The organism is Ruegeria sp. YS9, assembly GCF_024628725.1.
Classification (GTDB): Bacteria; Pseudomonadota; Alphaproteobacteria; order Rhodobacterales; family Rhodobacteraceae; genus Ruegeria; species Ruegeria atlantica_C.
On record NZ_CP102409.1, the window covers coordinates 2,200,746 to 2,226,147 of the forward strand.

At 59.2% G+C, this 25,402-nt stretch carries 30 protein-coding genes and 1 other RNA gene; 13 read left to right on the forward strand and 18 right to left on the reverse strand.

Annotation, left to right across the window (positions count from 1 at the left end):
• Positions 1 to 53: 53 nt before the first annotated feature.
• The gene (locus NOR97_RS11165) at positions 54 to 1,832 is read right to left on the reverse strand and encodes an SLC13 family permease (protein ID WP_257599133.1); all 1,779 of its coding nucleotides are present in this window, start codon (positions 1,830 to 1,832) and stop codon (positions 54 to 56) included.
• A gap of 87 nt (positions 1,833 to 1,919) precedes the next feature.
• The gene (locus NOR97_RS11170; protein WP_257599134.1) at positions 1,920 to 2,735 is read right to left on the reverse strand and encodes a TIGR00282 family metallophosphoesterase; all 816 of its coding nucleotides are present in this window, start codon (positions 2,733 to 2,735) and stop codon (positions 1,920 to 1,922) included.
• 133 nt (positions 2,736 to 2,868) lie between these two features.
• Here NOR97_RS11170 and NOR97_RS11175 point away from each other — a divergent pair, with 133 nt between their 5' ends.
• On the forward strand, positions 2,869 to 3,096 hold the full coding sequence (locus NOR97_RS11175) for a DUF333 domain-containing protein (RefSeq protein ID WP_257599135.1): 228 nt from the start codon (positions 2,869 to 2,871) through the stop codon (positions 3,094 to 3,096).
• 3 nt (positions 3,097 to 3,099) lie between these two features.
• Here NOR97_RS11175 and NOR97_RS11180 read toward each other — a convergent pair whose 3' ends face one another.
• Both NOR97_RS11180 and mgtE read right to left on the reverse strand, forming a co-directional pair.
• On the reverse strand, positions 3,100 to 3,657 hold the full coding sequence (locus NOR97_RS11180; protein WP_170343633.1) for a 5-formyltetrahydrofolate cyclo-ligase: 558 nt from the start codon (positions 3,655 to 3,657) through the stop codon (positions 3,100 to 3,102).
• Positions 3,654 to 5,048: a magnesium transporter gene (gene mgtE, locus NOR97_RS11185; protein WP_257599136.1), complete on the reverse strand. Its 1,395-nt coding sequence runs from the start codon at positions 5,046 to 5,048 to the stop codon at positions 3,654 to 3,656. Before mgtE ends, NOR97_RS11180 begins: the two co-directional genes overlap by 4 nt.
• 136 nt (positions 5,049 to 5,184) lie before the next feature.
• Here mgtE and guaD point away from each other — a divergent pair, with 136 nt between their 5' ends.
• Positions 5,185 to 6,471 (forward strand): guanine deaminase, encoded by a 1,287-nt coding sequence (gene guaD / locus NOR97_RS11190; RefSeq protein WP_257599137.1) that lies wholly within the window; start codon positions 5,185 to 5,187, stop codon positions 6,469 to 6,471.
• Here guaD and NOR97_RS11195 read toward each other — a convergent pair.
• The 3 genes from NOR97_RS11195 to NOR97_RS11205 all read right to left on the reverse strand — a co-directional run bounded on the left by NOR97_RS11195 (position 6,468) and on the right by NOR97_RS11205 (position 9,120).
• A complete protein-coding gene (locus NOR97_RS11195) occupies positions 6,468 to 7,802 on the reverse strand; it encodes an 8-oxoguanine deaminase (RefSeq protein WP_257599138.1) in 1,335 nt (444 codons plus the stop codon). The two genes, guaD and NOR97_RS11195, sit on opposite strands and share 4 nt — an antisense overlap.
• 114 nt (positions 7,803 to 7,916) lie before the next feature.
• The gene (gene hisN / locus NOR97_RS11200; protein WP_257599139.1) at positions 7,917 to 8,708 is read right to left on the reverse strand and encodes a histidinol-phosphatase; all 792 of its coding nucleotides are present in this window, start codon (positions 8,706 to 8,708) and stop codon (positions 7,917 to 7,919) included.
• Positions 8,709 to 8,748: 40 nt separating this feature from the next.
• Entirely contained in the window at positions 8,749 to 9,120 is a 372-nt protein-coding gene (locus NOR97_RS11205) for a helix-turn-helix domain-containing protein (protein ID WP_170343628.1), read from the reverse strand.
• 338 nt (positions 9,121 to 9,458) lie between these two features.
• Here NOR97_RS11205 and NOR97_RS11210 point away from each other — a divergent pair, with 338 nt between their 5' ends.
• Positions 9,459 to 10,415 (forward strand): NADPH:quinone oxidoreductase family protein, encoded by a 957-nt coding sequence (locus tag NOR97_RS11210; protein WP_257599140.1) that lies wholly within the window; start codon positions 9,459 to 9,461, stop codon positions 10,413 to 10,415.
• A gap of 6 nt (positions 10,416 to 10,421) precedes the next feature.
• Here the strand turns inward: NOR97_RS11210 and NOR97_RS11215 are convergent, their stop codons facing one another.
• Positions 10,422 to 11,303 (reverse strand): LysR family transcriptional regulator, encoded by an 882-nt coding sequence (locus NOR97_RS11215; protein ID WP_170343626.1) that lies wholly within the window; start codon positions 11,301 to 11,303, stop codon positions 10,422 to 10,424.
• A 124-nt stretch (positions 11,304 to 11,427) separates the two neighbouring features.
• Here NOR97_RS11215 and NOR97_RS11220 point away from each other — a divergent pair, with 124 nt between their 5' ends.
• On the forward strand, positions 11,428 to 11,637 hold the full coding sequence (locus NOR97_RS11220) for a DUF1127 domain-containing protein (protein WP_170343625.1): 210 nt from the start codon (positions 11,428 to 11,430) through the stop codon (positions 11,635 to 11,637).
• A 184-nt stretch (positions 11,638 to 11,821) separates the two neighbouring features.
• Positions 11,822 to 12,601 carry a Bax inhibitor-1/YccA family protein gene (locus NOR97_RS11225; protein ID WP_170343624.1) on the forward strand — a complete coding sequence of 260 codons (780 nt, stop codon included), beginning with the start codon at positions 11,822 to 11,824 and terminating at the stop codon, positions 12,599 to 12,601.
• A 136-nt stretch (positions 12,602 to 12,737) separates the two neighbouring features.
• Here NOR97_RS11225 and NOR97_RS11230 read toward each other — a convergent pair whose 3' ends face one another.
• From NOR97_RS11230 to NOR97_RS11240, 3 genes are all read right to left on the reverse strand, one after another.
• Complete coding sequence (locus NOR97_RS11230; protein ID WP_257599141.1) at positions 12,738 to 13,244, reverse strand: hypothetical protein; 507 nt, start codon at positions 13,242 to 13,244, stop codon at positions 12,738 to 12,740.
• A 208-nt stretch (positions 13,245 to 13,452) separates the two neighbouring features.
• Positions 13,453 to 13,620, reverse strand: coding sequence for a 50S ribosomal protein L33 (rpmG, locus tag NOR97_RS11235; RefSeq protein ID WP_037309480.1), 168 nt, complete (start codon positions 13,618 to 13,620; stop codon positions 13,453 to 13,455).
• Positions 13,621 to 13,747: 127 nt separating this feature from the next.
• The gene (locus NOR97_RS11240; protein WP_257599142.1) at positions 13,748 to 14,455 is read right to left on the reverse strand and encodes a tellurite resistance TerB family protein; all 708 of its coding nucleotides are present in this window, start codon (positions 14,453 to 14,455) and stop codon (positions 13,748 to 13,750) included.
• A gap of 267 nt (positions 14,456 to 14,722) precedes the next feature.
• Between NOR97_RS11240 and NOR97_RS11245 the strand changes: the two genes are divergently transcribed.
• From NOR97_RS11245 to NOR97_RS11255, 3 genes are all read left to right on the forward strand, one after another.
• Entirely contained in the window at positions 14,723 to 15,358 is a 636-nt protein-coding gene (locus NOR97_RS11245; RefSeq protein ID WP_170343621.1) for a DUF1326 domain-containing protein, read from the forward strand.
• 13 nt (positions 15,359 to 15,371) lie between these two features.
• Positions 15,372 to 16,214 (forward strand): DUF2182 domain-containing protein, encoded by an 843-nt coding sequence (locus NOR97_RS11250; RefSeq protein ID WP_170343620.1) that lies wholly within the window; start codon positions 15,372 to 15,374, stop codon positions 16,212 to 16,214.
• Between the two features lie 67 nt (positions 16,215 to 16,281).
• Positions 16,282 to 16,614, forward strand: coding sequence for a GYD domain-containing protein (locus tag NOR97_RS11255; RefSeq protein ID WP_152458759.1), 333 nt, complete (start codon positions 16,282 to 16,284; stop codon positions 16,612 to 16,614).
• A gap of 6 nt (positions 16,615 to 16,620) precedes the next feature.
• On the opposite strand, the gene rnpB is transcribed toward NOR97_RS11255, so the two are convergent.
• The 5 genes from rnpB to gatC all read right to left on the reverse strand — a co-directional run bounded on the left by rnpB (position 16,621) and on the right by gatC (position 20,325).
• An RNA gene (gene rnpB / locus NOR97_RS11260) (RNase P RNA component class A) lies at positions 16,621 to 17,020 on the reverse strand.
• 122 nt (positions 17,021 to 17,142) lie between these two features.
• Positions 17,143 to 17,853 (reverse strand): N-acetylmuramoyl-L-alanine amidase, encoded by a 711-nt coding sequence (locus tag NOR97_RS11265; protein ID WP_257600870.1) that lies wholly within the window; start codon positions 17,851 to 17,853, stop codon positions 17,143 to 17,145.
• The gene (locus NOR97_RS11270; protein ID WP_257599143.1) at positions 17,804 to 18,508 is read right to left on the reverse strand and encodes a hypothetical protein; all 705 of its coding nucleotides are present in this window, start codon (positions 18,506 to 18,508) and stop codon (positions 17,804 to 17,806) included. The genes NOR97_RS11265 and NOR97_RS11270 overlap by 50 nt, the downstream gene beginning before the upstream one ends.
• Positions 18,509 to 18,546: 38 nt before the next feature.
• Entirely contained in the window at positions 18,547 to 20,034 is a 1,488-nt protein-coding gene (gatA, locus tag NOR97_RS11275; RefSeq protein ID WP_257599144.1) for an Asp-tRNA(Asn)/Glu-tRNA(Gln) amidotransferase subunit GatA, read from the reverse strand.
• A gap of 3 nt (positions 20,035 to 20,037) precedes the next feature.
• Positions 20,038 to 20,325 carry an Asp-tRNA(Asn)/Glu-tRNA(Gln) amidotransferase subunit GatC gene (gene gatC, locus NOR97_RS11280; protein ID WP_117868236.1) on the reverse strand — a complete coding sequence of 96 codons (288 nt, stop codon included), beginning with the start codon at positions 20,323 to 20,325 and terminating at the stop codon, positions 20,038 to 20,040.
• 228 nt (positions 20,326 to 20,553) lie between these two features.
• Between gatC and NOR97_RS11285 the strand changes: the two genes are divergently transcribed.
• Positions 20,554 to 20,712, forward strand: a complete 159-nt coding sequence (locus NOR97_RS11285) for a hypothetical protein (RefSeq protein WP_170343617.1) — start codon at positions 20,554 to 20,556, stop codon at positions 20,710 to 20,712.
• A 156-nt stretch (positions 20,713 to 20,868) separates the two neighbouring features.
• The gene (locus tag NOR97_RS11290) at positions 20,869 to 21,432 is read left to right on the forward strand and encodes a DUF4202 domain-containing protein (RefSeq protein WP_257599145.1); all 564 of its coding nucleotides are present in this window, start codon (positions 20,869 to 20,871) and stop codon (positions 21,430 to 21,432) included.
• 71 nt (positions 21,433 to 21,503) lie between these two features.
• Here the strand turns inward: NOR97_RS11290 and NOR97_RS11295 are convergent, their stop codons facing one another.
• A complete protein-coding gene (locus NOR97_RS11295) occupies positions 21,504 to 22,175 on the reverse strand; it encodes a ceramidase (protein WP_257599146.1) in 672 nt (223 codons plus the stop codon).
• 60 nt (positions 22,176 to 22,235) lie between these two features.
• Here NOR97_RS11295 and NOR97_RS11300 point away from each other — a divergent pair, with 60 nt between their 5' ends.
• Entirely contained in the window at positions 22,236 to 22,928 is a 693-nt protein-coding gene (locus NOR97_RS11300) for a metal-dependent hydrolase (protein ID WP_257599147.1), read from the forward strand.
• A 15-nt stretch (positions 22,929 to 22,943) separates the two neighbouring features.
• On the opposite strand, the gene NOR97_RS11305 is transcribed toward NOR97_RS11300, so the two are convergent.
• Complete coding sequence (locus tag NOR97_RS11305; RefSeq protein WP_170343613.1) at positions 22,944 to 23,408, reverse strand: nucleoside deaminase; 465 nt, start codon at positions 23,406 to 23,408, stop codon at positions 22,944 to 22,946.
• On the opposite strand from NOR97_RS11305, the gene NOR97_RS11310 reads away from it, so the two are divergent.
• A complete protein-coding gene (locus NOR97_RS11310; RefSeq protein WP_257599148.1) occupies positions 23,407 to 24,285 on the forward strand; it encodes a pseudouridine synthase in 879 nt (292 codons plus the stop codon). The two genes, NOR97_RS11305 and NOR97_RS11310, sit on opposite strands and share 2 nt — an antisense overlap.
• 175 nt (positions 24,286 to 24,460) lie before the next feature.
• Positions 24,461 to 25,375: a 5-bromo-4-chloroindolyl phosphate hydrolysis family protein gene (locus NOR97_RS11315; protein ID WP_257599149.1), complete on the forward strand. Its 915-nt coding sequence runs from the start codon at positions 24,461 to 24,463 to the stop codon at positions 25,373 to 25,375.
• Positions 25,376 to 25,402 lie beyond the last annotated feature (27 nt).

Consider the following 25,402-nt stretch of genomic DNA (forward strand, 5'->3'; position numbering starts at 1 on the left):
TCATCCGACATTTACAAGTACGCCGCGAGCAAAGCGGCAAATCTGTGCCGATGTCATAACGGCCAGATCAACGGGATCAGCAGGGACGCCAACAATCCGACCGTCAGGTTCAGCGGCACGCCCACTTTCATGAAGTCGGTGAACCTGTAGCCTCCGGGACCATAGACCATCATGTTCGTCTGGTATCCGATCGGTGTTGCAAACGATGCCGAGGCCGCCACCATGACCGCGACGACCAGCGGACGCGGATCTATTCCGACAGCCTGCGCCAGACCGATGGCGATCGGGGTGACGACAACCGCAACGGCGTTGTTGGAGACCAGTTCAGTCAGCACCGAGGTCAGCAGATAAATCGCCCAGATAATCAGGAATGGCGGCAAGGCACTGAGCCCCGGCGCAACGGCCTCGACGATCAGGGAAACCGCGCCCGAGCTGTCCAGCGCAGCCCCTATGCCCAGCATCGCGAAGATCAACGCCAACAGACGCCCTTCAACAAAGGAAAACGCCTCATCCGCGTCGATACAGCGGGTCAACAGAACCACGGCGCAGGCCACAATCGACAACAACAGGATGGGCGCAATGCCCAGCGCGGCGAGGGCGACAATCCCTACAAGAGCACCAATCGCAATGGGTGCATGGCTTCGACGGAATGCTCGAGCCGATGGTTGTGTGACGTCCACCATGTCCATATCAGCCGCCAGCCGCTGGATATCCGCCGGGGCACCTTCCAAAAGCAACGTATCCCCAACCCTGACCACCAAATCATCCAACTGACGGCCGATATTCTGGTTGCGACGGTGCACCGCCAGCACGTAAACGCCATAGCGACGCCGAAGCCGCATCATCCCAAGGGTCCGCCCCACCAGACGGCATCCGGGCGTGATCAACACCTCAACCGTCTTGGTTTCGACGGCGGATACCTGATCCACGCGTTTGAGTTCCCGGTTGCGCTGAAGGCTCAGAAGTTCGGTCATCTCGGTGCGTAAAACCACCCGGTCGCCGACCTTCAGTTCGACGCCTTTCAAGTTGCGCCGCAACGACTCATCCCCCCGGATGACATCGATCAGACGCACGCCGGGGCGTTTGAACAACTGCACGCCGGTCACTTCGCGCCCGATCAGGTTGCTGTCCGGCGGAATGACGGCCTCGGTAAAGAACTTCATCTTGGACCGGTCACTGAGCAGCGACGCCATGCTGTCCCGCTCGGGCAACAGTTTGGGCGCGATGAAGCGCAAATAGATCATGCCGTAGATCACCAGCGCGATCCCCAGCGGCGTGACTTCGAAAATCGTAAAGGGTTTCATCCCCTGCGCGCGGGCCACACCATCCACCAGCAGGTTGGTGGACGTGCCGATCAATGTCAGCGTGCCGCCCAGAATGGCCGCATAACTCAGCGGAATCAGCAATTTGGACGCGGGAACATTCAGGGTGCGGGCAATTTGCACAAAGACCGGTATCATCACCACGACCACTGGCGTATTCGACACCACCGCCGAGGCCAGCACGACAAACCCCATGAGCAAAGCGATAGCAATACGCGGGTTTACCTGAGCCTGCTTCTGCGCGGTCGAGGTGAACGAGTCCAGGGCTCCGGTCCGCACCAAGGCCCCCATGATGATGAACATCGCGGCAATCGTCCAGGGTGCCGGGTTGGACAGAACCGCAAGCGCGCTTTGATAGGGCAGGATGCCGGTTACAAGCATCAGTGAGACACCGCCAATCGCCACGACTTCGGTCGGATAAACCTCGCGCAGGAACATGATGAACATGCCCGCAACGATGACCAGCGCCAGAACTGCGCTTCCTGTGTCTGTCAGTGAAAGGAAATTCATTCGTGGTATTCTGTCCGAACCCCGGCCCAAGCGCCTGATGACATGCAGTTTCACGCATTGCGCCCGACAGAGCAAGCCTGACGATGACTATTCGGGTCCGGCTTGTTCCAGACGCCCGCCGACGCGCACCATGCGCACGGATTTGGCCTGTCCGTCACGATCATCGGTTTCCACGAACACGCCGCTCAGTGTGGCCTCGCCATTTGCGGGGGTAAAGCGCGCCTTGGGCATACCGGTGATGAACCGTCGCATCGGCTCTTGCTTGTCCATGCCGATGACCGAATCGTAGTCTCCGCACATGCCTGCATCAGTCAGATACCCGGTGCCACCCGGCAGAATCAGCGAATCCGCGGTTGGCACATGGGTATGCGTTCCCACCACAAGGCTGGCGCGCTTGTCACAGTAATGCCCCATCGCCATCTTCTCGGACGTCGCTTCGCAATGCATGTCCACGATGATTGCTTGCGCCTGACCTCCCCTGGGATGGGATTTCAGGATCGGCTCAATGGCTGAGAACGGATCGTCGAACGGACGCTTCATAAAGACCTGACCCAGCACCTGAACCACCAGAACCTTGCGCCCACCCGGCGCCGTGAACAACCGATGACCCCGCCCCGGCGCGCCTTTGGCGAAGTTCACGGGTCGTATGATGCGCTGTTCCTTCTCGATGAATTGCAGCATGTCTTTCTGGTCGAACGCATGATCGCCCAGCGTCAGGCAATCTGCCCCGGCGTCGAGCAAGAGCCTGGCGTGATCTCCGCTCAACCCCATGCCGTTCGACGCGTTTTCGCCATTGACCACAACAAAATCCAGCCGCCATTCGTCGCGCAGGCGCGGCAAATGCTGTTGAACGGCAGCGCGGCCCGCGCGCCCCATGACATCGCCAAGAAACAGAATCCTCATGATCCGGGTCGTAGGGGCTGTACAGGGCAATAACAAGGCGGAAGCGTGAAATTAACGGCAGACTTGGGGGTTGAAATCAAATTCTGCCGTGGCAATGTTTCGATACGTCTTTTGAATACAGAAGGAATTCTTCGTGAAGTCGTCAATTGTTCTGACCGGCTGCCTTTTGGCGGTAACTGCTGCCGCGGCCGAAGGCACCAAGACATCCATGCCCAACCCCGCCGCGACCTTCTGCATTGAAAACGACGGGACCTACCAGCTTCGTAAAAACGAAGACGGCAGTGTCTATGGCATCTGCATCCTGAAAGACGGCACCGAGGTGGATGCCTGGGATTTCTTGCGCAGCCACTTCGAGCAATAGCAGCTAGAAGGTCAACACGCGGCTTTCCGTGACAACCATGTCCAGTGGTTGGTCAGTCGGCTCGAGCGGCAGATCCGCAGTCTCTTGCGCGTCAAAAGCAAAGCCAATGGCAAGCGTCGGGCGTTTGGCGCGCAAGCCTTCCAGCGTTCGGTCATAAAACCCGCCGCCATACCCCAAGCGGCCACCATTTGCATCGAAGGCGACCAGCGGCACGATCAGGATTTCGGGGTCGAAATAGTCATCCACCTGGGGCACTTTTGCACCGAACGGGCCATCCTTGAGCACACCGTCCGGCGTCCAGCGAGAGAATTTCAGCGGCTGACCGGCTGCCTGAATGACAGGCACCCCCACCGGGCCATAAGCCGATGCCTCGGCCATCGCAGGCACCGGGTCGATCTCGGTCCGGATCGGCATGTAACCTGACAGGGGAACGCCGCGATGACCTGCCAGAACCTCGGACAAGCGCCCGGCTGCGCCCGGCAAGCGGGCATCAAACGCGGTCTTGCGGCGGGCAAACGCCGCTTTGCGCGCTGCGGCTTTGATTTCGGTCAGATCGGTCACAGGAGCACCACGCTGGCAAGCCCAAGAAATATGAAGAAACCCATGACATCCGTCGTGGTTGTCACAAAGGTTCCCGATGCCAGCGCCGGGTCGATGCCCAAGCGGTCCAGCACGACTGGTACTACCGTACCTGCAAAGCCTGCGATGATCATGTTCACGACCAAGGCCGACCCAATCACGACACCCAGCAGCGGGGAATCGAACCACAGCATCCCCACGGTCCCCAGCACGATTGCAAAGCAGAGCCCATTCAGCATCCCCACCAGCAGTTCCCGGCGAATAACGCGCAGCACGTTTGCATTGGTCAGGTCGCGCGTCGCCAACGCGCGCACCGTAACGGTGAGCGACTGTGTTCCAGCATTGCCGCCCATCGACGCGACGATCGGCATCAGGATGGCCAGCGCGACCAGTTGATCAATCGCCGCCTCGAATTGCGAAATCACCAAAGAGGCACAGATCGCCGTGCACAGGTTCACCGCCAGCCAGGGCAACCTTCGCCGGCTGGTTGCCGCCACGCTGTCGGACAACGAGCTTTCGTCGCCGACACCGGCAAGACGCAGGATGTCTTCTTCATGCTCTTCATCCAGAACGACCATCGCGTCATCAATGGTGATGACACCGACCAAACGGCCATCCGCATCCACCACCGGGGCCGAGATCAGGTGATACTGGTTGAAGGCATAAGCCACGTCTTCCTCATCCTGATCGACAGGGATGATGTGAAACTCCTCCTCTGCCAGATCAAGCAGCGGCACGTCACGCCGCGCCGCCATCAGCTTGCCCAACGTCACCTGCGCCACAGGTTTCAGGCGCGGATCGACCAGAACGACGTGATAGAACTGCTCGGGCAAATCGTCATTGGCGCGCATGAAATCAATGGCTTGGCCAACGGTCCAATGCTCGGGCGCCATGACCACTTCACGCTGCATGAGGCGACCCGCCGAGTTCTCGGGGTAGGACAGGGCCTGCTCGGCTGCGATCCGTTCGGAATCCTCCAGCGCGTCCAGAATGGTTTCCTGCTGCGGTTCCTCAAGGTCTTCAAGCAGGTCAACGACATCGTCGCTTTCCATCTCGCGCACGGCATCGGCCAGAACATCCGGGTTCAGGACCGAGATCACCTCTTCACGAACCGATTCATCCAGTTCAGACAGGATGTCGCCGTCAAACTCTTTGTCGTACAGGCGAATCAGGCGCGACCGGTCAAACGGATTGATCTGTTCAAGAAGGTCGGCAATGTCGGCCGAGTGCAGCGGCTCCATCAACTCAACCAGCTTGTCGCGGTCGTCTATATCCACCGCGTACAGGATTGCCGCTACTGCCTTGGGATCCAACGCATAGGCGTCTTCATCCCGGGGCTGATCGTGTCCGGCTTCGTCTCTGCCTGTCGTCATGCTCTGCCCCTTTTTTACGATTTGCTCTTAAATAGAAGAAGCAGCTACCGGAAAACAATGACAATGCGCCGATTTACCCACTTCTTTCGTCCGCCTATGCTGGTGTGCGGTTCCAAACAGGCGGAGAACAGGGAAAATGGCGCAAAAGACGCTTTTGAAAGGGCGTGTTCTGAGTTTCACAGGCTCACCCTTCGACGGAGAGCCGACCGAGGCGACCCGGTTGGACGAAGCGGTCGTGATCGAACACGGGCGAATTACCGAGATCGGCACCATCGACGCGCTGAGAAAAGCCCATCCTGACGCAGTCACGAAGGATCACGGATCGCGCTTGATCATGGCTGGGTTCGTCGACCCGCATGTGCATTATCCACAGACGGCGATGATCGCCAGCTGGGGCAAGCGGCTAATCGACTGGCTGAACACCTACACCTTCCCGGAAGAGATGAAGTTCGGCGATTTCGACTATGCGGCCGAGATCGCCAACCGGTATCTGGACCTGACGACCGCCCACGGCACCACGACCATGTGCAGTTTTTGCACGATTCACCCTGAAAGCGTGGATGCCTTTTTCACCGCGGCGCAACAGCGTGGGCAGCGTGTGGTCGCCGGCAAGACCTGCATGGACCGTAACGCGCCCGAAGGTCTGCGCGACACCGCGCAGACGGCTTATGACCAGTCCGCCGCACTGCTTGAGAAATGGCACCGCGTCGATCGCCTGTCCTATGCGATCACACCACGCTTTTCGCCAACCTCGACCCCGGAACAGCTTGAGGCCATGGGCGCGCTTTGGGCCGAACATCCCCATTGTCTCATGCAAACCCATCTGAGCGAGCAAACGGATGAAATCGAATGGGTCCGGTCCCTGTTCCCTGATGCAAGGGATTATCTGGACACCTACGAGAAATTTGGCCTGTTGGGCCAGAACGGCCTGTATGGCCATGTCATCCACCTGGAAGACCGGGAACGGGATCGGCTGCGCGAGGTCGATGCCTCTTTGATTCATTGCCCCACGTCGAACACGTTCATCGGATCGGGACTGTTTGACATGAACGGGCTGATCCATGATGGCCACCGGATCGGTCTGGCCACGGATACCGGCGGCGGGTCCAGCTTTTCGATGCTGCGCACCATGGCCGCCGCCTATGAGATCGGCCAATTGCGCGGCCGCCCTCTGCACCCGGCGCAATTGCTGTGGTTGGGCACGGTCGGATCGGCCCGGAGCCTGCGAATGGACGACTGCATCGGAAACATCACTCCGGGGATGGAGGCGGATCTGGTCGTGATCGACCTCGCCTCGACCCCCGCCATCGCCCAGCGCGAGGCCCATGCAGAAGACGTTTGGGAAGCGATCTTCCCGACGATCATGATGGGCGATGATCGGGCCGTGGCAGAGGTCTGGATCGGCGGGCGGCAGGCGGCTTAAGCCTGCAACGCCCGGGCCAGCGTGTTCTGACGCTCGATCACGCGGGGCAGATCAATGGTCGTTATGTGCCCGTCACGTACGATCTGGCGGCCTTCGACGAACAGGTGTTTCACAGACATCGGCCCCGCCAGAAGCAGAGCCGCCGGATCCCAACTGCCCGCGCTTTCGATGCCGCGGGTATCCCACACCGCAATATCGGCACGTTTTCCGGGCATCAGCCGTCCACAATCGGGACGTCCCAACACATCCGCCCCGCCGCGCGTCGCGATCTCAAGCGCTTCGCGGACCGACATGGCATCCGCACCATTGGCGACCCGCTGCAACAACATGGCCTGGCGCGCCTCAAGCATGAGGTTGCCATTGTCATTGCTGGCCGATCCATCCGCGCCGAGGCCGACCTTGACACCCGCATCGCGCATCGCCCGCACCGGCGCGATACCCGATCCGAGACGACAATTTGAACAGGGGCAATGGGCCACGCCTGTTTCCGAGCGCGAGAACAGATCAATCTCGGCCCCGTCCAGCTTGACGCAATGGGCGTGCCAGACATCCGGGCCGGTCCAGCCCAATTCCTCGGCATATTGCCCCGGGCGGCAGCCGAATTGCGCCTGCGAATAGGCAATATCCTCATCATTCTCGGCCAGATGGGTATGCAGCATTACGCCCTTGTCCCGCGCCAGCAACGCCGCATCGCGCATCAGGTCCCGGCTGACGGAAAACGGTGAACACGGGGCAAGGCCAACGCGGCACATCGAACCCTCCGACGGGTCGTGAAACGCATCAACAACCCGGATCATGTCGTCCAGAATAGCGGCTTCCTTTTCCACCAGATGGTCCGGCGGTAGGCCCCCGTCGCTCTCGCCGATGCTCATCGCGCCGCGTGTCGGATGAAACCGCATCCCCAACTCGGATGCGGCAGCGATCGTATCCTCAAGCCGCGCACCGTTGGGATAGAGGTAAAGGTGATCGGAACTGAGCGTGCACCCCGACAGCGCCAGTTCCGCCAAACCGATCTGGGCCGAGGTGAACATTTCCTCCGGCCCGAAACGCGACCAGATCGGGTAGAGCGTTTGCAGCCACCCAAACAGCAACGCATCCTGTCCGCCCGGCACCGCCCGTGTCAGAGTTTGATAAAGATGGTGGTGGGTATTCACCAGGCCGGGCGTCACCACACAGCCTGAAACATCATGCACCTCACCCTGTGTTTCCAATCCCCGCCCGATCCGGGCAATCTGCCCGTCGCGGACCAGAATATCAGCCTTGGACAATTCCTGCCGGGACTCGTCCATCGTCAGGATCAGATCAGCATTCTTGAGTAGGGTTTCCGTCATTTCGCGCTCCTGCATCTGCCCGTCTCATGCAAGAAGTGCGTCGGCCGGTGGAAAACGGGCGCAAGAACCGGCCATCCCCGGTGTAGTTGCCTTTGATGCGCCGGGCAACAGGATTCAGAATTGGCGGAGTATCTCAAGCGCTGCGGCGTGCAGGTCAGCGTTGGCCGCAGCCAGGGCCCGACCGCCTTGATGCGCGGGGCCGCCCTGCCAATCAGTCACGACACCGCCAGCCGCCTGAATAACGGCAATCGGCGCTTGAATATCATAGGAATTCAAGCCCGCCTCGATCACCAAATCCGCCTGCCCGGCAGCCAGAAGCGCATAGGCATAGCAATCCATTCCATAGCGCGTCAGCTGTACCTGATCGGACACGGCCTGAAACCCTGCGCGGTCCTGCGGGGTTCCAACCTCGGGGAAAGTGGTAAACAAAGTCGCCTGATCCAGCGCCCTGGTATCGCGCGTTCGAATTCTTCTGCTGCCCTGCGGACCGGTCATGTGAGCACCGGAAGACGATCCGACAAAGCGCTCTCCGATATACGGCTGATCGATTACACCCATAAAAGGCCCGTCCTGATCACTCAGCGCAATCAAAACACCCCAGGTTGGCGTGCCGCTGATAAACCCACGGGTGCCATCGATGGGGTCCAGTACCCAGGTACGGCCACTGGTGCCCGTATGCGCGCCGAACTCCTCGCCCAGCACACCGTCATCCGGGCACCGCCGCGCCAGAACGTCCCGCATCGCCTGTTCAGCGGCGCGGTCAGCCACGGTGACCGGGTCGAACCCGTCGGTCAGTTTGTTGGCGGTTTCCAGATTTGTTTGACGAAAAAAGGGGAGTATGGCCTCACGCGCAGCCTCGGCCATTTCTTCGGCAATTTCGATATCGCTCAGTGTCGTCGGTTGCATGGCCCCGAGGTGCGGGCAATCCGCGACAAAGTCAAGTCAGTCAGGCAACGTCGCTGAGAACCCGCGCCAGTTCGAACAGGCGGCGACGCTGGTTTTCCGGAATCGCATAGTAAGAGCGCACCAGATCCAGAGCTTCTTTGTCACCCATCAGGTCAGCAGGGACGGATTTCTTGTCCGCATCGCTTTTCTGGGCTTCTTCCAGACCTTCGAAGAAAAAGCTGACCGGAACATCCAGCGCCTCGGCGATGTCCCACAGGCGGGATGCGCTGATTCGGTTGGCACCGGTCTCATATTTCTGGATTTGCTGAAACTTGATACCAACTTGCTGCGCCAACTGCTGCTGGGTCATCCCAATCAGCCAGCGGCGATGCCGAACGCGCTTGCCCACATGGACATCGACGTGATGAGTCATTGGTATTCTCCTATACTACACAAACATCTGCACGGGATTTTGCGACGTCCGATATCGCAGTTTTAGAGAGCTCCCCTTAACCGCTCCCTAATACGGACTGTACCGCCCCCCGTTTACAGCACTGACTGCATATAATGCCGGTTTTGAGATTTTTTTCAAGCTGGTTGAGTCGAACACCCCTGACAGGGATTTGTGGTTGTATTACCTCAAGCCTTTACAGAAACGTATTCCTGCAACTGAATCCGCCTTCAAAATAGGGCCTTTTTGCGCCCGCGCAGCAAACGGATTGACTTTTCTGGCGGCACACGCGCCTATGTCGCAAATTCTTGAGGAACGATATGCGGGCCTATTGCATTCCATACGACGGGGCGTCTGCCCAGCTTTGTGACGTGAAAACACCCGAGCCGGGCGAAGGTCAGGTGCGGGTCGCCATAAAAGCGTGCGGCCTGAACTTCGCCGATCTGCTGATGCAGACGGGCGCGTATCAGGACACGCCACCTGCCCCATTCACTTTGGGCATGGAGATCGCCGGCGTCGTGGATACAGTCGGTCCCGGCGTTTCGACGCTGAGGCCGGGCGACCGGATCGCGGTCTATTCAGGTCAGGGCGGGTTGGCAGAATACGGCGTGTTCGACGCGGACCGTGCGATCGTGCTGCCGGACGGCACCGGCTTCGAAGACGCCGCCGCCATCCAGATCGCATATGCCACCAGTCACATGGCCCTTGAACACAGGGCACGCCTGCAACCGGGTGAAACCCTTCTGGTCACCGGCGCAGCGGGAGGCGTCGGCCTGACCGCCGTCGAAATCGGCAAACTCATGGGCGCCACGGTCATCGCGCAGGCACGCGGCGAGAACAAGCTTGCCGTTGCCCGTGCCGCTGGTGCCGATCATCTGATCGATGCTTCCGAAGACTTGCGGGAACGGGTCAAATCGCTGGGCGGCGCGGATGTCGTCTATGACGTCATCGGCGGGGATGTGTTCAAGGCCGCTTTCCGCGCGACCAATCCCGAAGGGCGTTTGCTGCCCATCGGATTCGCCGGGGGCGACATCCCGCAGATTCCGGCCAATCATCTCCTGGTCAAAAACCTAACCGTGATCGGGGTGTATATCGGCGGTTATCTGAAGTTCCGCCCCGAAGCTGTGCGCAACAGTTTTGAAACCCTGTTCAAATGGCATTCAGAGGGCAGGATAAAACCGCATATCAGTCACGTCCTGCCACTTGAAGACGTCGCGCAGGGAATGCAGTTGCTGAAAGAGCGAAAATCGACGGGCAAGATCGTGATCACGCCCTGATCGCGATCACCCAACCACCGCCCGCAACTGCGTACCGCCCAGCAATCTGAAGTTCTGACGCACCAATTGTGCCAGAGCTTCGACAACCGCATCCCGGCCCGGTTCCCCACCGTATAGATTGATCATATGCGCAGGCAAATCCGGCAGAGCCCCACCCGAGTCGATCTGTTCAAGATGTGCGGCCTCGGTTCCGTCCAGCATTGCGTGTACGGCAAGATCGGCACTGACCGTGGCTTCTATTGTCCGGTCGTTTTCGGTTTCCACTGACAGTTCCCACGGTACTCCGGCGGCATCCAGTGCCGAAATGACCTGCGGTCTGAACAAGCAGCGCCGTCCAAGCGCCAGAGGCAAGGGACGTTTGCGCCATGCAGATCCGCCCGGCGCACCGATCCAGCGCAACGGCAGCTCTGCGATGGTCTCTGCGCCATCGGCCGAAGACGGTTCGGTCGTCAGGATCACATCACATTCGCCCCGCTTGTACATGTCTTTCAATTGCAGTGAATAGGACGACACCAACTGCACCCTGACACGGGGAAAATCGGCGTTGAACCGTTGCAGGACCCGAGGGATCGCGGGGTAGACGATGTCATGGGGAACGCCCAGAACCACTTCGCCTTCAAAGGCCTGGTCGGTGAGTTTCGAGATTACCTCGTCATTCAGGGCAATCATGCGGCGCGCGTAGGCCAGCAGCTGCTCACCGGATGCGGTCAGGGCAATTGTTCTGCCGCTTCGGTCCAGCAACTCCAGGCCCAGCAGCTCCTCCAGCCGTTTCAGCTGCATGGACACCGCAGACTGCGTCAGGTGCAGAAATCCGGCAGCGCGGGTCACACCGCCCTGATCCGCCACCGCCACAAAGGATCGCAGGGTTGTAATGTCCAAATTCCGCATCTTCACGATTCCTTATGCGTTCCATCAAAAATATTCGTTTTCAAAATATGTCACACGCACCCATATCAATCAAGGAAATTGATAACAGCCAGCAAAACCATCGAGAATACAGAAAGGACAAGTTATGACGCAACTCGCAATCCATAATCCCTGCAAACCGGCCAAACGTTCTTTGGTGTCCCTGATCTCTCAAGCGTTCGAACTGTCCAGACAGCGGCGAAAGCTGGCACAGCTGGATGCCGCCATGCTGGACGATATCGGTCTGACCCGCGAGGAAGCAACCTCAGAAGCAGAACGCTTCTTCTGGGATGCACCTCAATTCTGGAAAAGGTGACTGTGACTCTCATATTTTTATGGCGATGGGCGACGTCGAGTCGCCTGTTGGCATTTTTGTTGCGTGTTTTAGTCGGTTTTCCCGCGGAATCTCTTGAAACACAGCCCCTTGTTGCCGATATTTAGATGGAAAACCGCCCCGCTCTGCCGGGGCGCTCTAACTTGACGACTAGGGAGACCCTTTGATGGCACAATTCGACACGATCCGGACGGCATCCGGCGCGCGCGCCGCCGAGATTGATCAGGGCCTGCGCGCCCACATGAACAAAGTCTACGGCACAATGTCCGTCGGCATGCTGATCACTGCACTGGCGGCATGGGCTATTGCCGGTCTGGCAGTAACCAGCGATCCAAGCAACGCGGTCGCACAGATCGGCGCAGATCGCTATCTGACCAGCCTGGGTGGCGCGCTGTTCCTGTCGCCGCTGAAATGGGTGGTCATGTTTGCGCCGCTGGCCTTTATCCTATTTGGCTGGGGTGCCCTGATGCGCCGCGGCTCAGCCGCGACAGTTCAGCTTGGCTTCTTCGTCTTTGCCGCGGTGATGGGCATCTCGATGAGCTCGATCTTCATGATCTTCACGCCCTACTCGATTACCCAGACCTTCCTGGTGACGGCAATCGCCTTTGCTGGCCTCAGCCTTTATGGCTATACCACAAAGCGAAACCTCAGCGGAATGGGCACCTTCTTCATGATGGGTGTGATTGGTCTGCTGGTTGCAATGATCATCAACCTGTTTCTGCAATCCGGCGTGATGATGCTGGCCATCTCGGCGATTGGCATCCTGATCTTTGCCGGTCTGACCGCGTTCTACACGCAGGACATCAAGAACACATACGTCGCCCATGCTGCGCATGGCGATCAGGAATGGCTGGACAAAGCGGCCTTTGACGGCGCGCTGAGCCTGTACATCTCGTTCCTGAACATGTTCCAGTTCCTGCTGATGTTCATGGGCCAGCAGGAATAGCCCTTGTTGACACCTGAATTGGTTTGGGGCCGGTCATTGACCGGCCCTTTTCTTTGCGCGCCGGACTTCTTTTGCCCGGAAATGAAAAGCCCCGCCTGACAAGGCGGGGCTTTCTGTTTCCGAAGCGTTTATGTGTTCAGCTACAGTTCAGCGGAATGGCAAAGCCCGAGCTCTTCTCGGATGTTCCCTTGCGGAAAACACCGCCAGCCGGCAGACAGCCGGTGAAACGCTCTGTTTCTTCCGCAAAGCCCACACCGATCGAATTGTCGACTTTCACACTGTTGGAATGCGTGCGCAGCACACCAAACAAAGTGCCGTTCACACTGACGGTGCTGAGGAACAGGTTCGTGTCGCTCCCTTGCAATTGCACCGCAGTGTCCGGCGTCTGGCCGCCGTTGTCGATTGCAACCGATGCGACCTTGGAAGGATCCACCTCATCACTCAAAAGCGTGACTGTCCGCAGTTCCGCCAGTTCTGCCGGAACGTTGGTCGCATCTGGCAAAAAGGCTACGGCTCCGGGTACGTCCGAAATCGTGCGTGGTTCGCCATCGATTCCAGTAAACCCGACACCTTCGCGGTTAAACGGGTCTTCACAGGCCGCTAGGGTTAGAACGGCAATTGTGGATAACAAGATTTTTTTCATGGCGGTCAACATTTTGTGGCGGTTTGCTGAAGCGTACTTGCAGGTTCCCACAAAAAGCAAGCCGCAGGGGATGCGATTGTCCCAAACGCTGATGCGCCACTGCAACGGACTGCCCAGGCCTGCCACCCGCCGAAATCAGGAAACCGGAACTGAAAAAGGGCTCTGTGCACCAGAGCCCTTTTTCGGAATTTCCAAATGGAATGGCAGATTACTTGATCTTGCCTTCCTTGTACTCGACATGCTTGCGAACGACCGGGTCGTATTTACGAATGGTCATTTTCTCGGTCATGGTGCGCGCGTTCTTCTTGGTCACGTAGAAGTGGCCCGTGCCCGCGGTCGAGTTCAGACGGATCTTGATTGTCGTCGGCTTCGCCATGGTTATCTCCTGCGTCCGAAAAGGCAGGGGCCTTTCGGTTGAATTCCTATGAGCGTGCGCTTTTACGCGCTGCACCGGCCATGTCAAGGCCAATCGGATGATACCGGCTCAGGAATCTGGTGCAGGTTCACCCGGGCAGGGTTGGCGCACCCATATAGGTGTGAATCTGGTCTCTTTCCGCGTCCGAAAGACCCAACGCGGTGGACAACTGCCGCAGATAGGACGCCTCGCGCGCGTTGTCCAGACGGATCGCAGCCAGGGATGTCGCATAGATCTGCGTCTTGAGCGGCGCACCAGAATCAGCCGCCAATCCCATGACGTCAATCGGTGCGTTCAGCTGCTCTTGCACGAATGCGCGCTCTTCCTCGCTGACGTCATCGCCCAATTCACCCAGAATGATTTCCTTTTCCTGCTCATCCAGTTCGCCATCCGCCTTGGCAGCTTGGATCATCGCCCGAAGCATCAGCTTCGCCTGCTCTTCCATCGCCGCACCCGCAGGCGTGCCGCCGAACACGGTTTCCATCATGTCACCCGTGTGTTGATTGGCCGTCTTGGCCGCCCCCTGCATGGCATTCAACAATCCACCCAATCCGGCAGCCCCGGCTGTGCTGCCGCCGATGCCCATCTTGCTCATCATGTCCTGCAAGCCTGACGCGCCACCGGGCAGACCAAACTGTTCTGCCATTTTGCCCAGCTGATCCGCGCCGAAACCACCGCCGGCGCCTTGCATCTTGTCTTGCAGCCCAGCCATGCCGCCCATCTTCTGGTATTTTTCCATGCCCTTGGCCGCAGCAAAACCAATGGCAACGGACGCCAGCGTTTTCATAAAGCTCATAATCAACCTCCCATATCTTCAAATTGGTTCCAAAAGCCTAACAGCCGAATGCAATCCCGAATACTGCGCTCAACCCCAGCGCGACTGACGTGCACCATAACACCTGAAGAAGGCGTGTTATCCGGCATCATGTTTGTGCATATCACGAATTCGTGATAAGTTCGCCCATCCAAGAAGCCGAATTCAGGCTCGAAGGCCGAGGCAGCGTGAATGGGGGCAACCTGCAACGAGCAGAGTTGTTCCACGCGACTTTTCTTGGGGGCTATCATGACAGAATGGGCTATTCAGGCCGAAGAACTGGCCAATTGCAATTGCAATTTCGGTTGCCCGTGTCAGTTCAGCGTACTTCCGTCTCATGGAAACTGCGAGGCGGTTGTCGTTTTCGACATTCAAAGCGGTCACTACGGTGACATTGATCTGGGCGGGCTTCGGGCGGCAGGGGTCTATCATTGGCCGGGACCAATTCATGAAGGCAACGGTCAGATGCAGCTGATCATTGATGAAAGCGCAAAGGCTGACCAGCGGGCCGCGTTGCAAGCGATCATGACCGGTCAGGACACGGATGAAATGGCTACGTTCTGGTATGTCTTCAGCGCCATGGCGCCTTTGAAACATGAAACGCTGTTTGTTCCGATCGAGCTGGATTGGAACCGCGAAGAGCGCAGCGGATACGCCAAGGTTGCCGGGGTTTTCGATGTCGTGGTCAATCCGATCCCTCATATCGTCTCGGGCGCACCTCACCGCGCGTCGATACAATTGCCGAATGGCTTTGAATACCGCCATGCCGAGGCGGCATCGGGCAGTGCGACGACAACAGGCGGTCAGATCAGCCTGACCTTTGACGCGACGCACGCTCATCTGGCGCATCTGAACATCTCGGGCCATGGCGTCTTGGGCGCTTAGGCAGAGAACCCCCATGGCCAAACAGAACGCATCGCCCCGGGGCCGGACGGTTGAGCGGTTGCTGAGACAGGACAACGCGATTGTTCTGGGAAGCGTCCTTCTGATCATCCTCGGTGCAACCTGGTACACGATAGCCGGCGTCGGGATGAACATGTCCGCGGTCGAGATGACCCGGATGGCCGGCCCGGTCGGAGACCCCATGCAAATGGGCCCGGCAGCAGCGTGGAGCGCAAGCTATGCTTTGCTGATCTTTCTGATGTGGTGGGTCATGATGATCGCCATGATGACCCCGAGCGCTGCGCCTGCCGTTCTTCTGTTCATCGCGGTCAAGCGGACAGGGCCCGAAAAGCATCGGACGGTTGCGTTCAGCCTGTGGTTTTTATCCGGCTATCTGGTGGTCTGGGGGGCGCTCAGCCTGATTGCAACCGCATTGCAATGGGGGTTGGAACATGTCGGGCTGTCCGACGGGCGGATGATGACGATCAGCTCGGGCGTCTTCGCAGGAAGTATTCTGCTGGCGGCTGGCGCCTATCAGTTTTCAGGTTTGAAAAACGCATGCCTGCGCCACTGTCAAAGCCCCGCACGTTTCCTGGCCGATCACAACCGGCCCGGAACATTCGGTGCATTCCGAACCGGTATCCTGCACGGCACGTATTGTCTGGGATGCTGCTGGGCACTGATGTTGCTGCTGTTCGTCGGTGGGATCATGAATCTCTACTGGATTGTCGGAATTGCCGCCTATGTCGCGCTGGAAAAACTCCTGCCCGGGGCCCGGTGGCTTGTGCCGGTGACAGGTTCTGCGCTGATCGGCGCTGGCCTTTGGTTCATCACGGCGCCGTTGTTTTCTGGCACCTGATTTTCGACGGCCCCGGGGTCGGCTGACTTGAAGACCCAAAAACGATTTGATGTAACAGGAGGTATCCATGCCCATTTTCATTACTTACGCATCTTACTCGCAAGCCGGTGTCAAAGGCATGTTGCAAAAGCCCGAGAACCGCACCGGTCCGGTGAAGGCTCTGCTGGAAAAAGTAGGTGGCAGGTTGCTGTCCTTCTACATGACAACCGGCAGCAACGACGTGGTCGTGATCAGCGAAGCCCCTGATGGCACAGACGCCGTGGCCGTTGGCATGGCCGTCGCCGCATCGGGTGCAGTGACGAACATTGAAACCGTTCGCGCCTGGACCGCGGACGAGTTCACGTCGATAACCGAAAAGGCGGCGGCGCTGACCGGCTCCTACACGCCGCCCGGAGGATAGGAGGATACGCGCGGAGGACCTGTAAGCCGGATCTTGTTCCGGGGTTGCCCCCTTCGATGACCATTCCTCTAGGCCGTGCATTGCTGCATGGCTCAAGCTGCCAACCCGGTCCCTCTCGGCCAAGACGCGCTTAGCGGCGGTATCGGCTTGCGCCGACCGGCCCGCGCGGGGACCCTATTTGGCATTGCTCCCGGTGGGGCTTGCCGTGCCGCCGCTGTTGCCAGCGGCGCGGTGGGCTCTTACCCCACCGTTTCACCCTTACCCTTGACCGAAGTCGCAGGCGGTCTGATTTCTGTGGCGCTTTCCGTCGGGTTACCCCGCCCGGGCGTTACCCGGCACCGTTGTCTTGTGGAGTCCGGACTTTCCTCTCGGGCCTTGCGACCCCAGCGGCCATCCGGCCCTCCGCGCTTGGGCTGGGTAGGCTCTGCGCCCGGCATCGTCAAGAGTGGAAAGGGGTTAAGGGGCCAGCCCCTTCTTGGCCTGCGGCCAATTCAACCCCGGGATATTTTCGGCCAGATGAAGTGCGGATCAGGAGTGCCGGATCAACGGGGCGAGGTCGGCTTGCTGCAATGGCCCCCTGCCCCATGGGCGGTATCGAAGACGGACGGCATGCAACAGAGTTTCATTGTCTACATCAGCGCTGAAACCGGCGGCTTGAGCCAGATTTCGGAACTGGCCCTCTGATGCAGTTGGCAGACCAGCGGCATTTCCGCGGGGCGCGGCCAGCAAATTGCGCTCGAGCCGCGACCAGTCAAATCGCGGACCGGGGTCAAATTTGCGCCCGGGCGCCATGTCCGAATGGCCGATAACACCGTTTGGCAAGATGGCCCAACGGTGCATTATCTGGCGCAACAGCTGTTCCAGCCGGTGCATCTGGGGTTCCGGGAACGCATGCTTGCCGGTGTTGTCCAACTCGATGCCAATGGAACGAGAGTTGATGTCGGTCTGACCGTGCCATTCTCCGGCACCCGCATGCCAAGCGCGGTGCTCTTCACGCACCATCTGCCACAGCGTGCCATCATTGCCGATCAGGTAGTGGGCCGAGACCTCGGCCTTTGGGTCGCACAGACGATCCAGAGCCGCCTGCGCGCTGTCCATCGCCGTGTAGTGGATCACGATCAAAGACGGCGTCAGACCACCCCGGCGTTCGCCGAAATTTGGCGACGGATGCCAGATCGGGCTCAGGGCGTCAGTTGCTGACGGCACTGCGGAACGGGCTTGGGTCCCAGCCACATGCATAGCCGTCACCATCCGGGTCCAGACCTTTGCGATCACGCTGGGGGCCGCCATTGGACAGAAACTCGATCTGAGCCTGATCGGGGGATGGGAATTGCGCGCAGTTCCTCTGAGCCTTGGCCTGAAGGTTGAAGCCCGAGCGGCTGTAGAGTTGGGTGCCGACGGGATTGGACGTGCTCAACGCGTATTGCACGATGTTTGTCTGGCCGCTCGCCGTACGCTCGGGCACTGCCGTAGGGGCCACGATTTCGTAGGTCTGGCGGTTCTGCTCGATCCGGGCGGCGTCGGATTCGATGCTGCGGCGTTCGGACACGGCAGAAAAATCCTGTTCATCCGAAATCGCACCAGTGTTCGCCACCGGAACCGCCGTAGCAGCGGCTGGGTCTTGGCCAGATGTGCTGGCCAATGCCGCCGCGGCCTGGTTGGCGATATCCGCGTTTTCACCCGTCGCAACAGTCGCCGCAACCGGGGCGCCCAGCGGTTGTTGTGACACATCGACCGGAGCCAGCAGAGGGTTGCCGACCGCACCCTGACCTGCCAGTTGAGATTCTCGCTGCGCCTGGTATTCAGGCGTGTTGAAACCTGTGCTGGTCAGCGGCGCGACATCTGTGCATGCAGCTGCCAGTGCAAGAGCGGGCACCAAAAGCAAAACGCGCATTGTTTGGCTCCGTGTCTAGTGCTTCAGTTGCCCGAGGCTTACCACCATTTCCCGGGCTTGGCCACAAAACCGGCCGCATTTTCCAGCGCATAGGCGGTGTTGAGCAGATCGCCTTCTTCCCAAGGACGCCCGATCAGTTGCAATCCCAGCGGAAGGCCTTGTGTGTCCAGCCCTGCGGGGACCGAGATACCGGGCAAACCGGCCAGGTTCACAGTCACTGTAAAGACGTCGTTCAAATACATTTGAACTGGATCTGCTTCGGTCATTTCGCCCAGACCGAAGGCTGCCGATGGGGTTGCCGGGGTCAGGATGGCGTCGACCCCGGCCGCGAACACGTCTTCGAAGTCTTTCTTGATCAGCGTGCGCACCTTGCGGGCACGGTTGTAATAGGCGTCGTAGAAACCAGCCGACAGAACATAGGTACCGACCATGACCCGGCGCTGCACTTCGTGACCAAAGCCCTCGGCGCGGGTCTTTTCATACATCTCGGTGATGCCATCCCCCTGCGCCAACTGCGCACGATGCCCATAGCGGACACCGTCATAGCGGGCGAGGTTCGAAGACGCCTCGGCCGGGGCGATCACATAGTAGGCAGGCAGCGCATACTTGGTGTGCGGCAGCGAGATATCGACGATCTCGGCCCCCGCATCCTTCAGCATCGCGGCACCGTCGGCCCAGAGCTTTTCGATCTCGGCGGGCATGCCGTCCATGCGGTATTCCTTGGGGATACCGATCTTCTTGCCCTTGATGTCTCCGGTCAGCATCGCTTCGAAATTCGGGACGGCCAGGTCCGCACTGGTCGAATCCTTGGCGTCATGACCGCACATGGTTTCCAGCATGATCGCGGCGTCGCGGACATTCTTGGTCATCGGCCCGGCCTGATCCAGCGAGGATGCAAAGGCAACAATGCCCCAACGAGAGCAGCGACCATAAGTCGGCTTGATGCCGGTGATGCCGACAAAAGCCGCGGGCTGGCGGATGGAACCGCCGGTATCGGTGCCCGTTGCCGCAAGGCACAGATCGGCAGCAACGGCCGCCGCCGACCCGCCGGACGAGCCACCCGGCGTCAGCTGCGTATCATCGTTGCCACGACGCCAAGGGCTGACGGCATTGCCATAGACCGATGTTTCGTTGGACGACCCCATGGCGAATTCGTCCATGTTCAGCTTGCCCAGCATAACGGCACCTGCGTCAGCCAGTTGCTGTGAAACAGTGGATTCGTATTCCGGCTTGAATCCTTCAAGAATGCCCGACGCGGCTTGCGACGGCACGCCCTTGGTGCAGAACAGGTCCTTGATGCCGATCGGCAGGCCACACATTGACGGAGCGTCGCCACCTTTGATCCGTTCATCCGCCGCCTTGGCGCGTTCCATCGCGATCTCAGGCGTCTTGTGGACGAATGCGTTCAGCGCATCTGCTTCATCAATGGCTTTCAGGCAGGCGTCTGTCAGCTCAACAGAAGTGACGTCGCCGGCTCGCAATGCGTCGCGGGCCTCGGCCAGGCCCATTTTGTTCAGATCGCTCATGTCTTACTCCACCACTTTGGGGACTGCGAAGAACCCTTCGCGGGCGTCGGGGGCGTTGGCCAGAATCTTGTCCTGCTGATTGCCATCGGTGACTTCGTCCTGACGACGCTTGAGGCGCATGGGTGTGACCGAGACCATCGGCTCGACACCTTCCACATCCACTTCGTTCAGCTGTTCGATGAACCCCAGGATGGTGTTGAACTCGGATGCCAGCGCCGGCAGCGCGTCATCCTCGACCTTGATCCGGGCCAGTTTGGCCACTTTGGCGGCGGTGCTTTGGTCAATCGACATCGGCTTCCCTCATCTACGTTAGGGGGCGTTTACCCGTCTGTAGCGACAGTCGCAAGACCGGGGTGCCATGGGCAGGTGCGAGTTTGGAATTCCCTCCACTTCTGCGGCCATTCAAAACTGAATGGCCGGTATGCAAAAAAGTAAACCGAATAGTTCATTATCAATCTTGAAAACTGAACTGTACTGTTCATTTTATTTATGCGACATAACGCAAACCGGAGAAAAAACATGAAACCCCTGATAACAGCCGCAGTCTTGTCCGCCACGATTTTGGCCGCACCGGCCATGGCTTTGGGTATCGACACAAGCAACCTGACACGCACGTTGACCTTCCCGTCCCCTATCGCGGAACCGGTCACACAGGATCAGGTTAAACCTGCCAAGTAAAGCGCAGGTCCCGGCCGGGTCAGATATCCCCTCTCTGACCCGGCCGTTTTTCATTTTCGAGGATGCACATCCCAGGGCAAGCCGTTAGCATGACGTCGAATACAGAACAGAACTGCGCCGAGGTTTCGTAGTTCAGGCAAGCCAGTGGAGCAGATGATGAGCGCGCAAAAACAAGCGGTTCTGGACGCAATCGACGCAGCCAATGCAAATGACCCCAACCAAGACGATGGCCGCCCTGCGGCACTGCTGTATGGCGAACGCATGAGTGCCGAGTTGGACCGCCTGTTTCCGGACGCTTCTGACGCCCTTCAGATCGCCGCGCGCGGGCAGCATGTGGAACGTTGGAGACTTGCCCGCAGTGAATATCCCGAAGGCCGGGCTGGATACCTGTCATGGCGCAAGGCGCAGGGCGAACACCATGCCGACGTGGTCATGGGGTTGATGACCCGTGAAGGTTATAACGCGGAACAGGTCGAGGCCGCAGGGCGCATGTTGCGAAAAAAGGGCATCAAGCGCGACGCAGAGGTGCAGGCGCTGGAAGACGTGATCTGCTTTGTATTCCTGAAATGGTATTTCCAGCCCTTTGCCGCGAAACACTCGGCCGAGAAAATCCAGAGCATCGTTGAAAAAACGGCTCGCAAGATGTCGCCCGAAGGCCGCGCTCGGGTGTTGAGCGAATTTGATCTGCCCGATCATCTGGCGGCAGCCTTTCAGAACTAGGATCGGACCAGGGCGGTTTCGTTGACCTCCTTGTCACGAAGCTCGGAGGACACACGCGATCCCTCCGCGCCTCAAGACGCCGGGCCTTTGCCAAAACGGCCCCTGACAAGAGCCGCGCGATACACTTCGATCATCCAACCCAGCATGATGGCATTCAGGATATGCCACATGAAATGCGTCCCCATCGGCCATTGCCTGCAAATTGGCAGATCGACCGCCCGGAAAGTGATCGATAGAATCAGGATCAGAGCCCCAAGCGTCATCCCTCTGGCCAAGTTCGGATCATTGCCCCGCAGCAGGAACGCGTAGATCAGGATCAACAAAGGGACCGGCGCATAAGCCGCCGACCCACCAATCCCCGGCACAAGCTGGAACAGGGGCGCGACGGCCGCCGCATAGGGAAGAAACAGAAGCGTACCGCAGATCGCCAATCCAGACGACATGCGACAGATGTCGCGGTTCACCGCATATATATAGACCAATATGAACAGCAGGATCGGCACCACATCCGCCAAGGCCGCCCAAACCCGGGCATGGGTGTGAAACAGATAGCTTCCGATCCCGATCATGGCCAAAATCACGACCAGACCCTTGGCAAACGGCATGTCCTGATCGCGCACGCGCCGCCACATGATCCATGCGGCTATCAGAAAAGCAGCGTTCGTGATCGCATTGATCGGCTCGGCCCAATAGTCCGGCAACACGCGTTCACAATAGCCATCAATTTCTCGAATCCAGTCCATGGAATTTTACATAGCCGATGCTAGGCTGCTGCCAAGAGACCTTATGGGAGGAAAACCGGAATGAACATTATCTGGCTGGGCCATGGCAGTTTTCGCATTGAAACGCAGGGGCAGGTTCTGTTGATCGACCCGTGGCTGACCGGCAACCCGGTCTTGCCGGAAGATCATCATGATGCAGCGCTGGATGGTGCGAGTCATATCCTTCTGACCCACACGCATTTCGACCATGTGGTTGACATTCTGCCGCTGGCCAAACACCTGAAAATCCCCGTTGTCGGACAGTATGACCTGATGGGATACTGGAGCGAAGCGGAAGGCATCGAGACCATCGGTTTCAACAAAGGCGGCACCGTCGATCTGAACGGCGTCAAGGTGACAATGGTTCCGGCCTCTCACAGTTCGACTTTTTCAACACCAGATGGTCTGCGCACCGGCGGCAGCGAGGTCGGCTTCATGATCGCGGCCGAGGGGCGTATGCTCTATGTTTCGGGCGATACCGACATCATGGCGGACATGGATTGGATGGGGGATTACTACAAGCCCGATATCGGCATCCTTTCAGCCGGCGGGCATTTCACCATGGATATGAAAGCCGCCGCCTATGCCGCGAAACGGTACTTCGACTTCAAGACGGTCATCCCATGCCACTACAGGACGTTCCCCATTCTGGAACAATCCGCACGGGCATTGATCGACGGATTGCCGGGGGTCGATGTGATCGAACCTGAGGTCATGAAAGCCATCACCGTCTGACGACAGCGCAGCGCGTCAACCCGGCGCGTCTTTGCGGCGCGCTTCGAAGAAGGCCTTCAAAAGCGCGGCGGCCTCTTCGCCTGCAATCCCGTCATAGACCTCGGGCACGTGATGCGCCTGTGCATGTGAAAACACGCGCGCGCCATGCGCCACGCCCCCGGATTTGGGGTCTGCCGCACCGTAATAGATCCGCCGGATACGCGCGGCGGCCAAGGCTGCGGCGCACATCGCGCAAGGCTCCAGCGTGACGTAGAGATCATGATCCGGCAGCCGTTCAGAGCCCGCCTGCGCACAGGCTGCTCGCAAGGCCATGATTTCCGCATGGGCCGTGGGATCATTCAACTCGCGCGTCCGGTTTCCGGCCGCGGCCACGACCGTTCCGTCCGGACCAACGACAACAGCCCCCACGGGCACCTCCCCCCTGTCGGCAGCCGCTCGCGCCTCGGACAGGGCCTGTTGCATATGCGATTTGAACACCATGCCCCTGACTGCATCAGAAACCCGCCTTTCGCAAGCGCGCGGGATGCGGTATGGCCCTGACATGAACAAGACCCCACCCCCCGGCGATCGGATCGCCAAAGTCCTGGCCCGCGCTGGCGTAGCGTCGCGGCGCGAGGCGGAACGCATGATCGATGCAGGCCGCGTGGCAGTGAATGGCAAGACCATCGACAGCCCAGCCCTGAACGTGACGGCGAAAGACAAGATCGCAGTCGACGGCAAGCCGGTCTCGGAACCGGAACCGTCGCGTCTCTGGCTGTATCACAAGCCCGCCGGGTTGGTGACGACGACCAGCGACGAAAAAGGACGAGAGACAATTTTCGACAAGCTGCCCGACGACATGCCACGGGTGATGAGCGTCGGTCGGCTGGACCTGAATTCCGAAGGATTGCTGCTGTTGACCAACGATGGCGGCATCAAGCGCAAGCTGGAACTGCCCTCGACCGGCTGGTTGCGGAAGTACCGCGTACGGGTGAACGGTCGCCCGAAGGACGAAGATTTCGAACCGCTGCGCAAGGGGCTGGTAATCGAGGGAGAACGGTTCCAGCCAATGACCGTCTCATTGGATCGCCAGCAGGGCGCAAATGCCTGGCTGACGATCGGTTTGCGCGAAGGCAAGAACCGCGAAATCCGCCGCGCGATGGAAGATATCGGTTTTACAGTGAACCGTCTGTTGCGCGTGTCCTACGGCCCCTTCCAGCTTGGGACGTTGAAACAGGGCGAGGTCGAAGAAGTCCGTCGCCGGGTCATGCGCGACCAGCTGGGTCTGGACGCCGAGGACAAACCCGACAACGCGCCCAAACGCCCGTCACGGCCACAAAGAAAACGGCCTCGGATCGGCAAGAATCCCCGCAAGTGATGCGGGTTCGGCAACCTTCCCCCTAGCGCTAAGCCCGCGTATCCCCTAAATTTTCAGTGAAAGCTGCTATTTGGGGGGCGTGATGTCCGGAAGCGGAGTGCAAAAACTGGCCTACGCTGTGCTGTTGGTGCTGTTGTTTGGCGTCTGCACTGGTTTGCTCGGAGGTCTTTAAGCCATGGCAAAGCGGTTCGGCGGCAAATACAGCCCACAGGGAGATGAATCGGAAAACGCCCCACTGCCGAGGGGTCAGTTTGACGGCGCACGGGTCGAGCCCGCTGGCGCACGTGCGAATATTCTGTTTCTACCCGCCATTCCTTTGGTGTTTCTGTCCCTGAACGACGGCGCGATTGGTATGACACTGGGGCTGGTCGCCGCTGGTTTTCTGACGGCGGCCGCATTCTTGCTGCGAGAAGGTCTGAGAGCTGAGGCCGCGTACAATGCCCGCAAAACCGCCCGACGCCCTGCTTTTCCGCGGAAGATATTTGCCAGTGTTCTCACCGGCCTTGGTGCTGGCCTTGCGTCTTACAGGTCCGAGTTTCTGGACGCTGAAGCGGCAGCGCAGGTTAGTCTGTTGGCCCCCGTGCTGTTTGGTGTTGCAGCGACCGTTCTGCATTCTGTCTCATTCGGGCTTGATCCGATGAAGAACAAGGGCATGGAGGGAGTCGACACCTTTCAGCAAGACCGCGTGGCGCGCGTGGTCGATGATGCCGAGAAACACTTGTCGGAAATGACGGATGCCATAAAACGCGCGGGCGATCGACGTATCGAAGCCCGGGTCGAGCGATTTCAGGACACCGCACGTGACCTGTTCCGCACGGTCGAGGAAGACCCACGCGATCTGGCTGGTGCCAGAAAATACCTGACCGTTTATCTACAGGGCGCGCGTGATGCGACTGTCAAATTTGCCGATATCTACGCGCGCACCCGCGACGCGCAGGCACTGGCCGACTATTCCGCCCTGCTGGACGATCTGGAACAGAATTTTGCCGCGCGTACGCGGAAAATGTTATTGGATGACCGCAGTGATCTGACGGTCGAAATCGACGTGCTGCGTGAAAGATTGCAGCGCGAAGGCGTCCGGCTGGACTGACCGGCCATATTTGAGCGAGGAACATCC

Coding starts and splice junctions, on each gene's coding strand:
- NOR97_RS11165 (WP_257599133.1), bottom strand. CDS start 1,832: ATGAATTTCCTTTCACTGACAGACACAGGAAGCGCAGTTCTGGCGCTG.
- NOR97_RS11170 (WP_257599134.1), bottom strand. CDS start 2,735: ATGAGGATTCTGTTTCTTGGCGATGTCATGGGGCGCGCGGGCCGCGCT.
- mgtE (WP_257599136.1), bottom strand. CDS start 5,048: ATGACGACAGGCAGAGACGAAGCCGGACACGATCAGCCCCGGGATGAA.
- guaD (WP_257599137.1), top strand. CDS start 5,185: ATGGCGCAAAAGACGCTTTTGAAAGGGCGTGTTCTGAGTTTCACAGGC.
- NOR97_RS11195 (WP_257599138.1), bottom strand. CDS start 7,802: ATGACGGAAACCCTACTCAAGAATGCTGATCTGATCCTGACGATGGAC.
- hisN (WP_257599139.1), bottom strand. CDS start 8,708: ATGCAACCGACGACACTGAGCGATATCGAAATTGCCGAAGAAATGGCC.
- NOR97_RS11205 (WP_170343628.1), bottom strand. CDS start 9,120: ATGACTCATCACGTCGATGTCCATGTGGGCAAGCGCGTTCGGCATCGC.
- NOR97_RS11210 (WP_257599140.1), top strand. CDS start 9,459: ATGCGGGCCTATTGCATTCCATACGACGGGGCGTCTGCCCAGCTTTGT.
- NOR97_RS11215 (WP_170343626.1), bottom strand. CDS start 11,303: ATGCGGAATTTGGACATTACAACCCTGCGATCCTTTGTGGCGGTGGCG.
- NOR97_RS11220 (WP_170343625.1), top strand. CDS start 11,428: ATGACGCAACTCGCAATCCATAATCCCTGCAAACCGGCCAAACGTTCT.
- NOR97_RS11225 (WP_170343624.1), top strand. CDS start 11,822: ATGGCACAATTCGACACGATCCGGACGGCATCCGGCGCGCGCGCCGCC.
- NOR97_RS11230 (WP_257599141.1), bottom strand. CDS start 13,244: ATGAAAAAAATCTTGTTATCCACAATTGCCGTTCTAACCCTAGCGGCC.
- rpmG (WP_037309480.1), bottom strand. CDS start 13,620: ATGGCGAAGCCGACGACAATCAAGATCCGTCTGAACTCGACCGCGGGC.
- NOR97_RS11240 (WP_257599142.1), bottom strand. CDS start 14,455: ATGAGCTTTATGAAAACGCTGGCGTCCGTTGCCATTGGTTTTGCTGCG.
- NOR97_RS11245 (WP_170343621.1), top strand. CDS start 14,723: ATGACAGAATGGGCTATTCAGGCCGAAGAACTGGCCAATTGCAATTGC.
- NOR97_RS11250 (WP_170343620.1), top strand. CDS start 15,372: ATGGCCAAACAGAACGCATCGCCCCGGGGCCGGACGGTTGAGCGGTTG.
- NOR97_RS11255 (WP_152458759.1), top strand. CDS start 16,282: ATGCCCATTTTCATTACTTACGCATCTTACTCGCAAGCCGGTGTCAAA.
- NOR97_RS11265 (WP_257600870.1), bottom strand. CDS start 17,853: ATGCATGTGGCTGGGACCCAAGCCCGTTCCGCAGTGCCGTCAGCAACT.
- NOR97_RS11270 (WP_257599143.1), bottom strand. CDS start 18,508: ATGCGCGTTTTGCTTTTGGTGCCCGCTCTTGCACTGGCAGCTGCATGC.
- gatA (WP_257599144.1), bottom strand. CDS start 20,034: ATGAGCGATCTGAACAAAATGGGCCTGGCCGAGGCCCGCGACGCATTG.
- gatC (WP_117868236.1), bottom strand. CDS start 20,325: ATGTCGATTGACCAAAGCACCGCCGCCAAAGTGGCCAAACTGGCCCGG.
- NOR97_RS11285 (WP_170343617.1), top strand. CDS start 20,554: ATGAAACCCCTGATAACAGCCGCAGTCTTGTCCGCCACGATTTTGGCC.
- NOR97_RS11290 (WP_257599145.1), top strand. CDS start 20,869: ATGAGCGCGCAAAAACAAGCGGTTCTGGACGCAATCGACGCAGCCAAT.
- NOR97_RS11295 (WP_257599146.1), bottom strand. CDS start 22,175: ATGGACTGGATTCGAGAAATTGATGGCTATTGTGAACGCGTGTTGCCG.
- NOR97_RS11300 (WP_257599147.1), top strand. CDS start 22,236: ATGAACATTATCTGGCTGGGCCATGGCAGTTTTCGCATTGAAACGCAG.
- NOR97_RS11310 (WP_257599148.1), top strand. CDS start 23,407: ATGCCCCTGACTGCATCAGAAACCCGCCTTTCGCAAGCGCGCGGGATG.
- NOR97_RS11305 (WP_170343613.1), bottom strand. CDS start 23,408: ATGGTGTTCAAATCGCATATGCAACAGGCCCTGTCCGAGGCGCGAGCG.
- NOR97_RS11315 (WP_257599149.1), top strand. CDS start 24,461: ATGGCAAAGCGGTTCGGCGGCAAATACAGCCCACAGGGAGATGAATCG.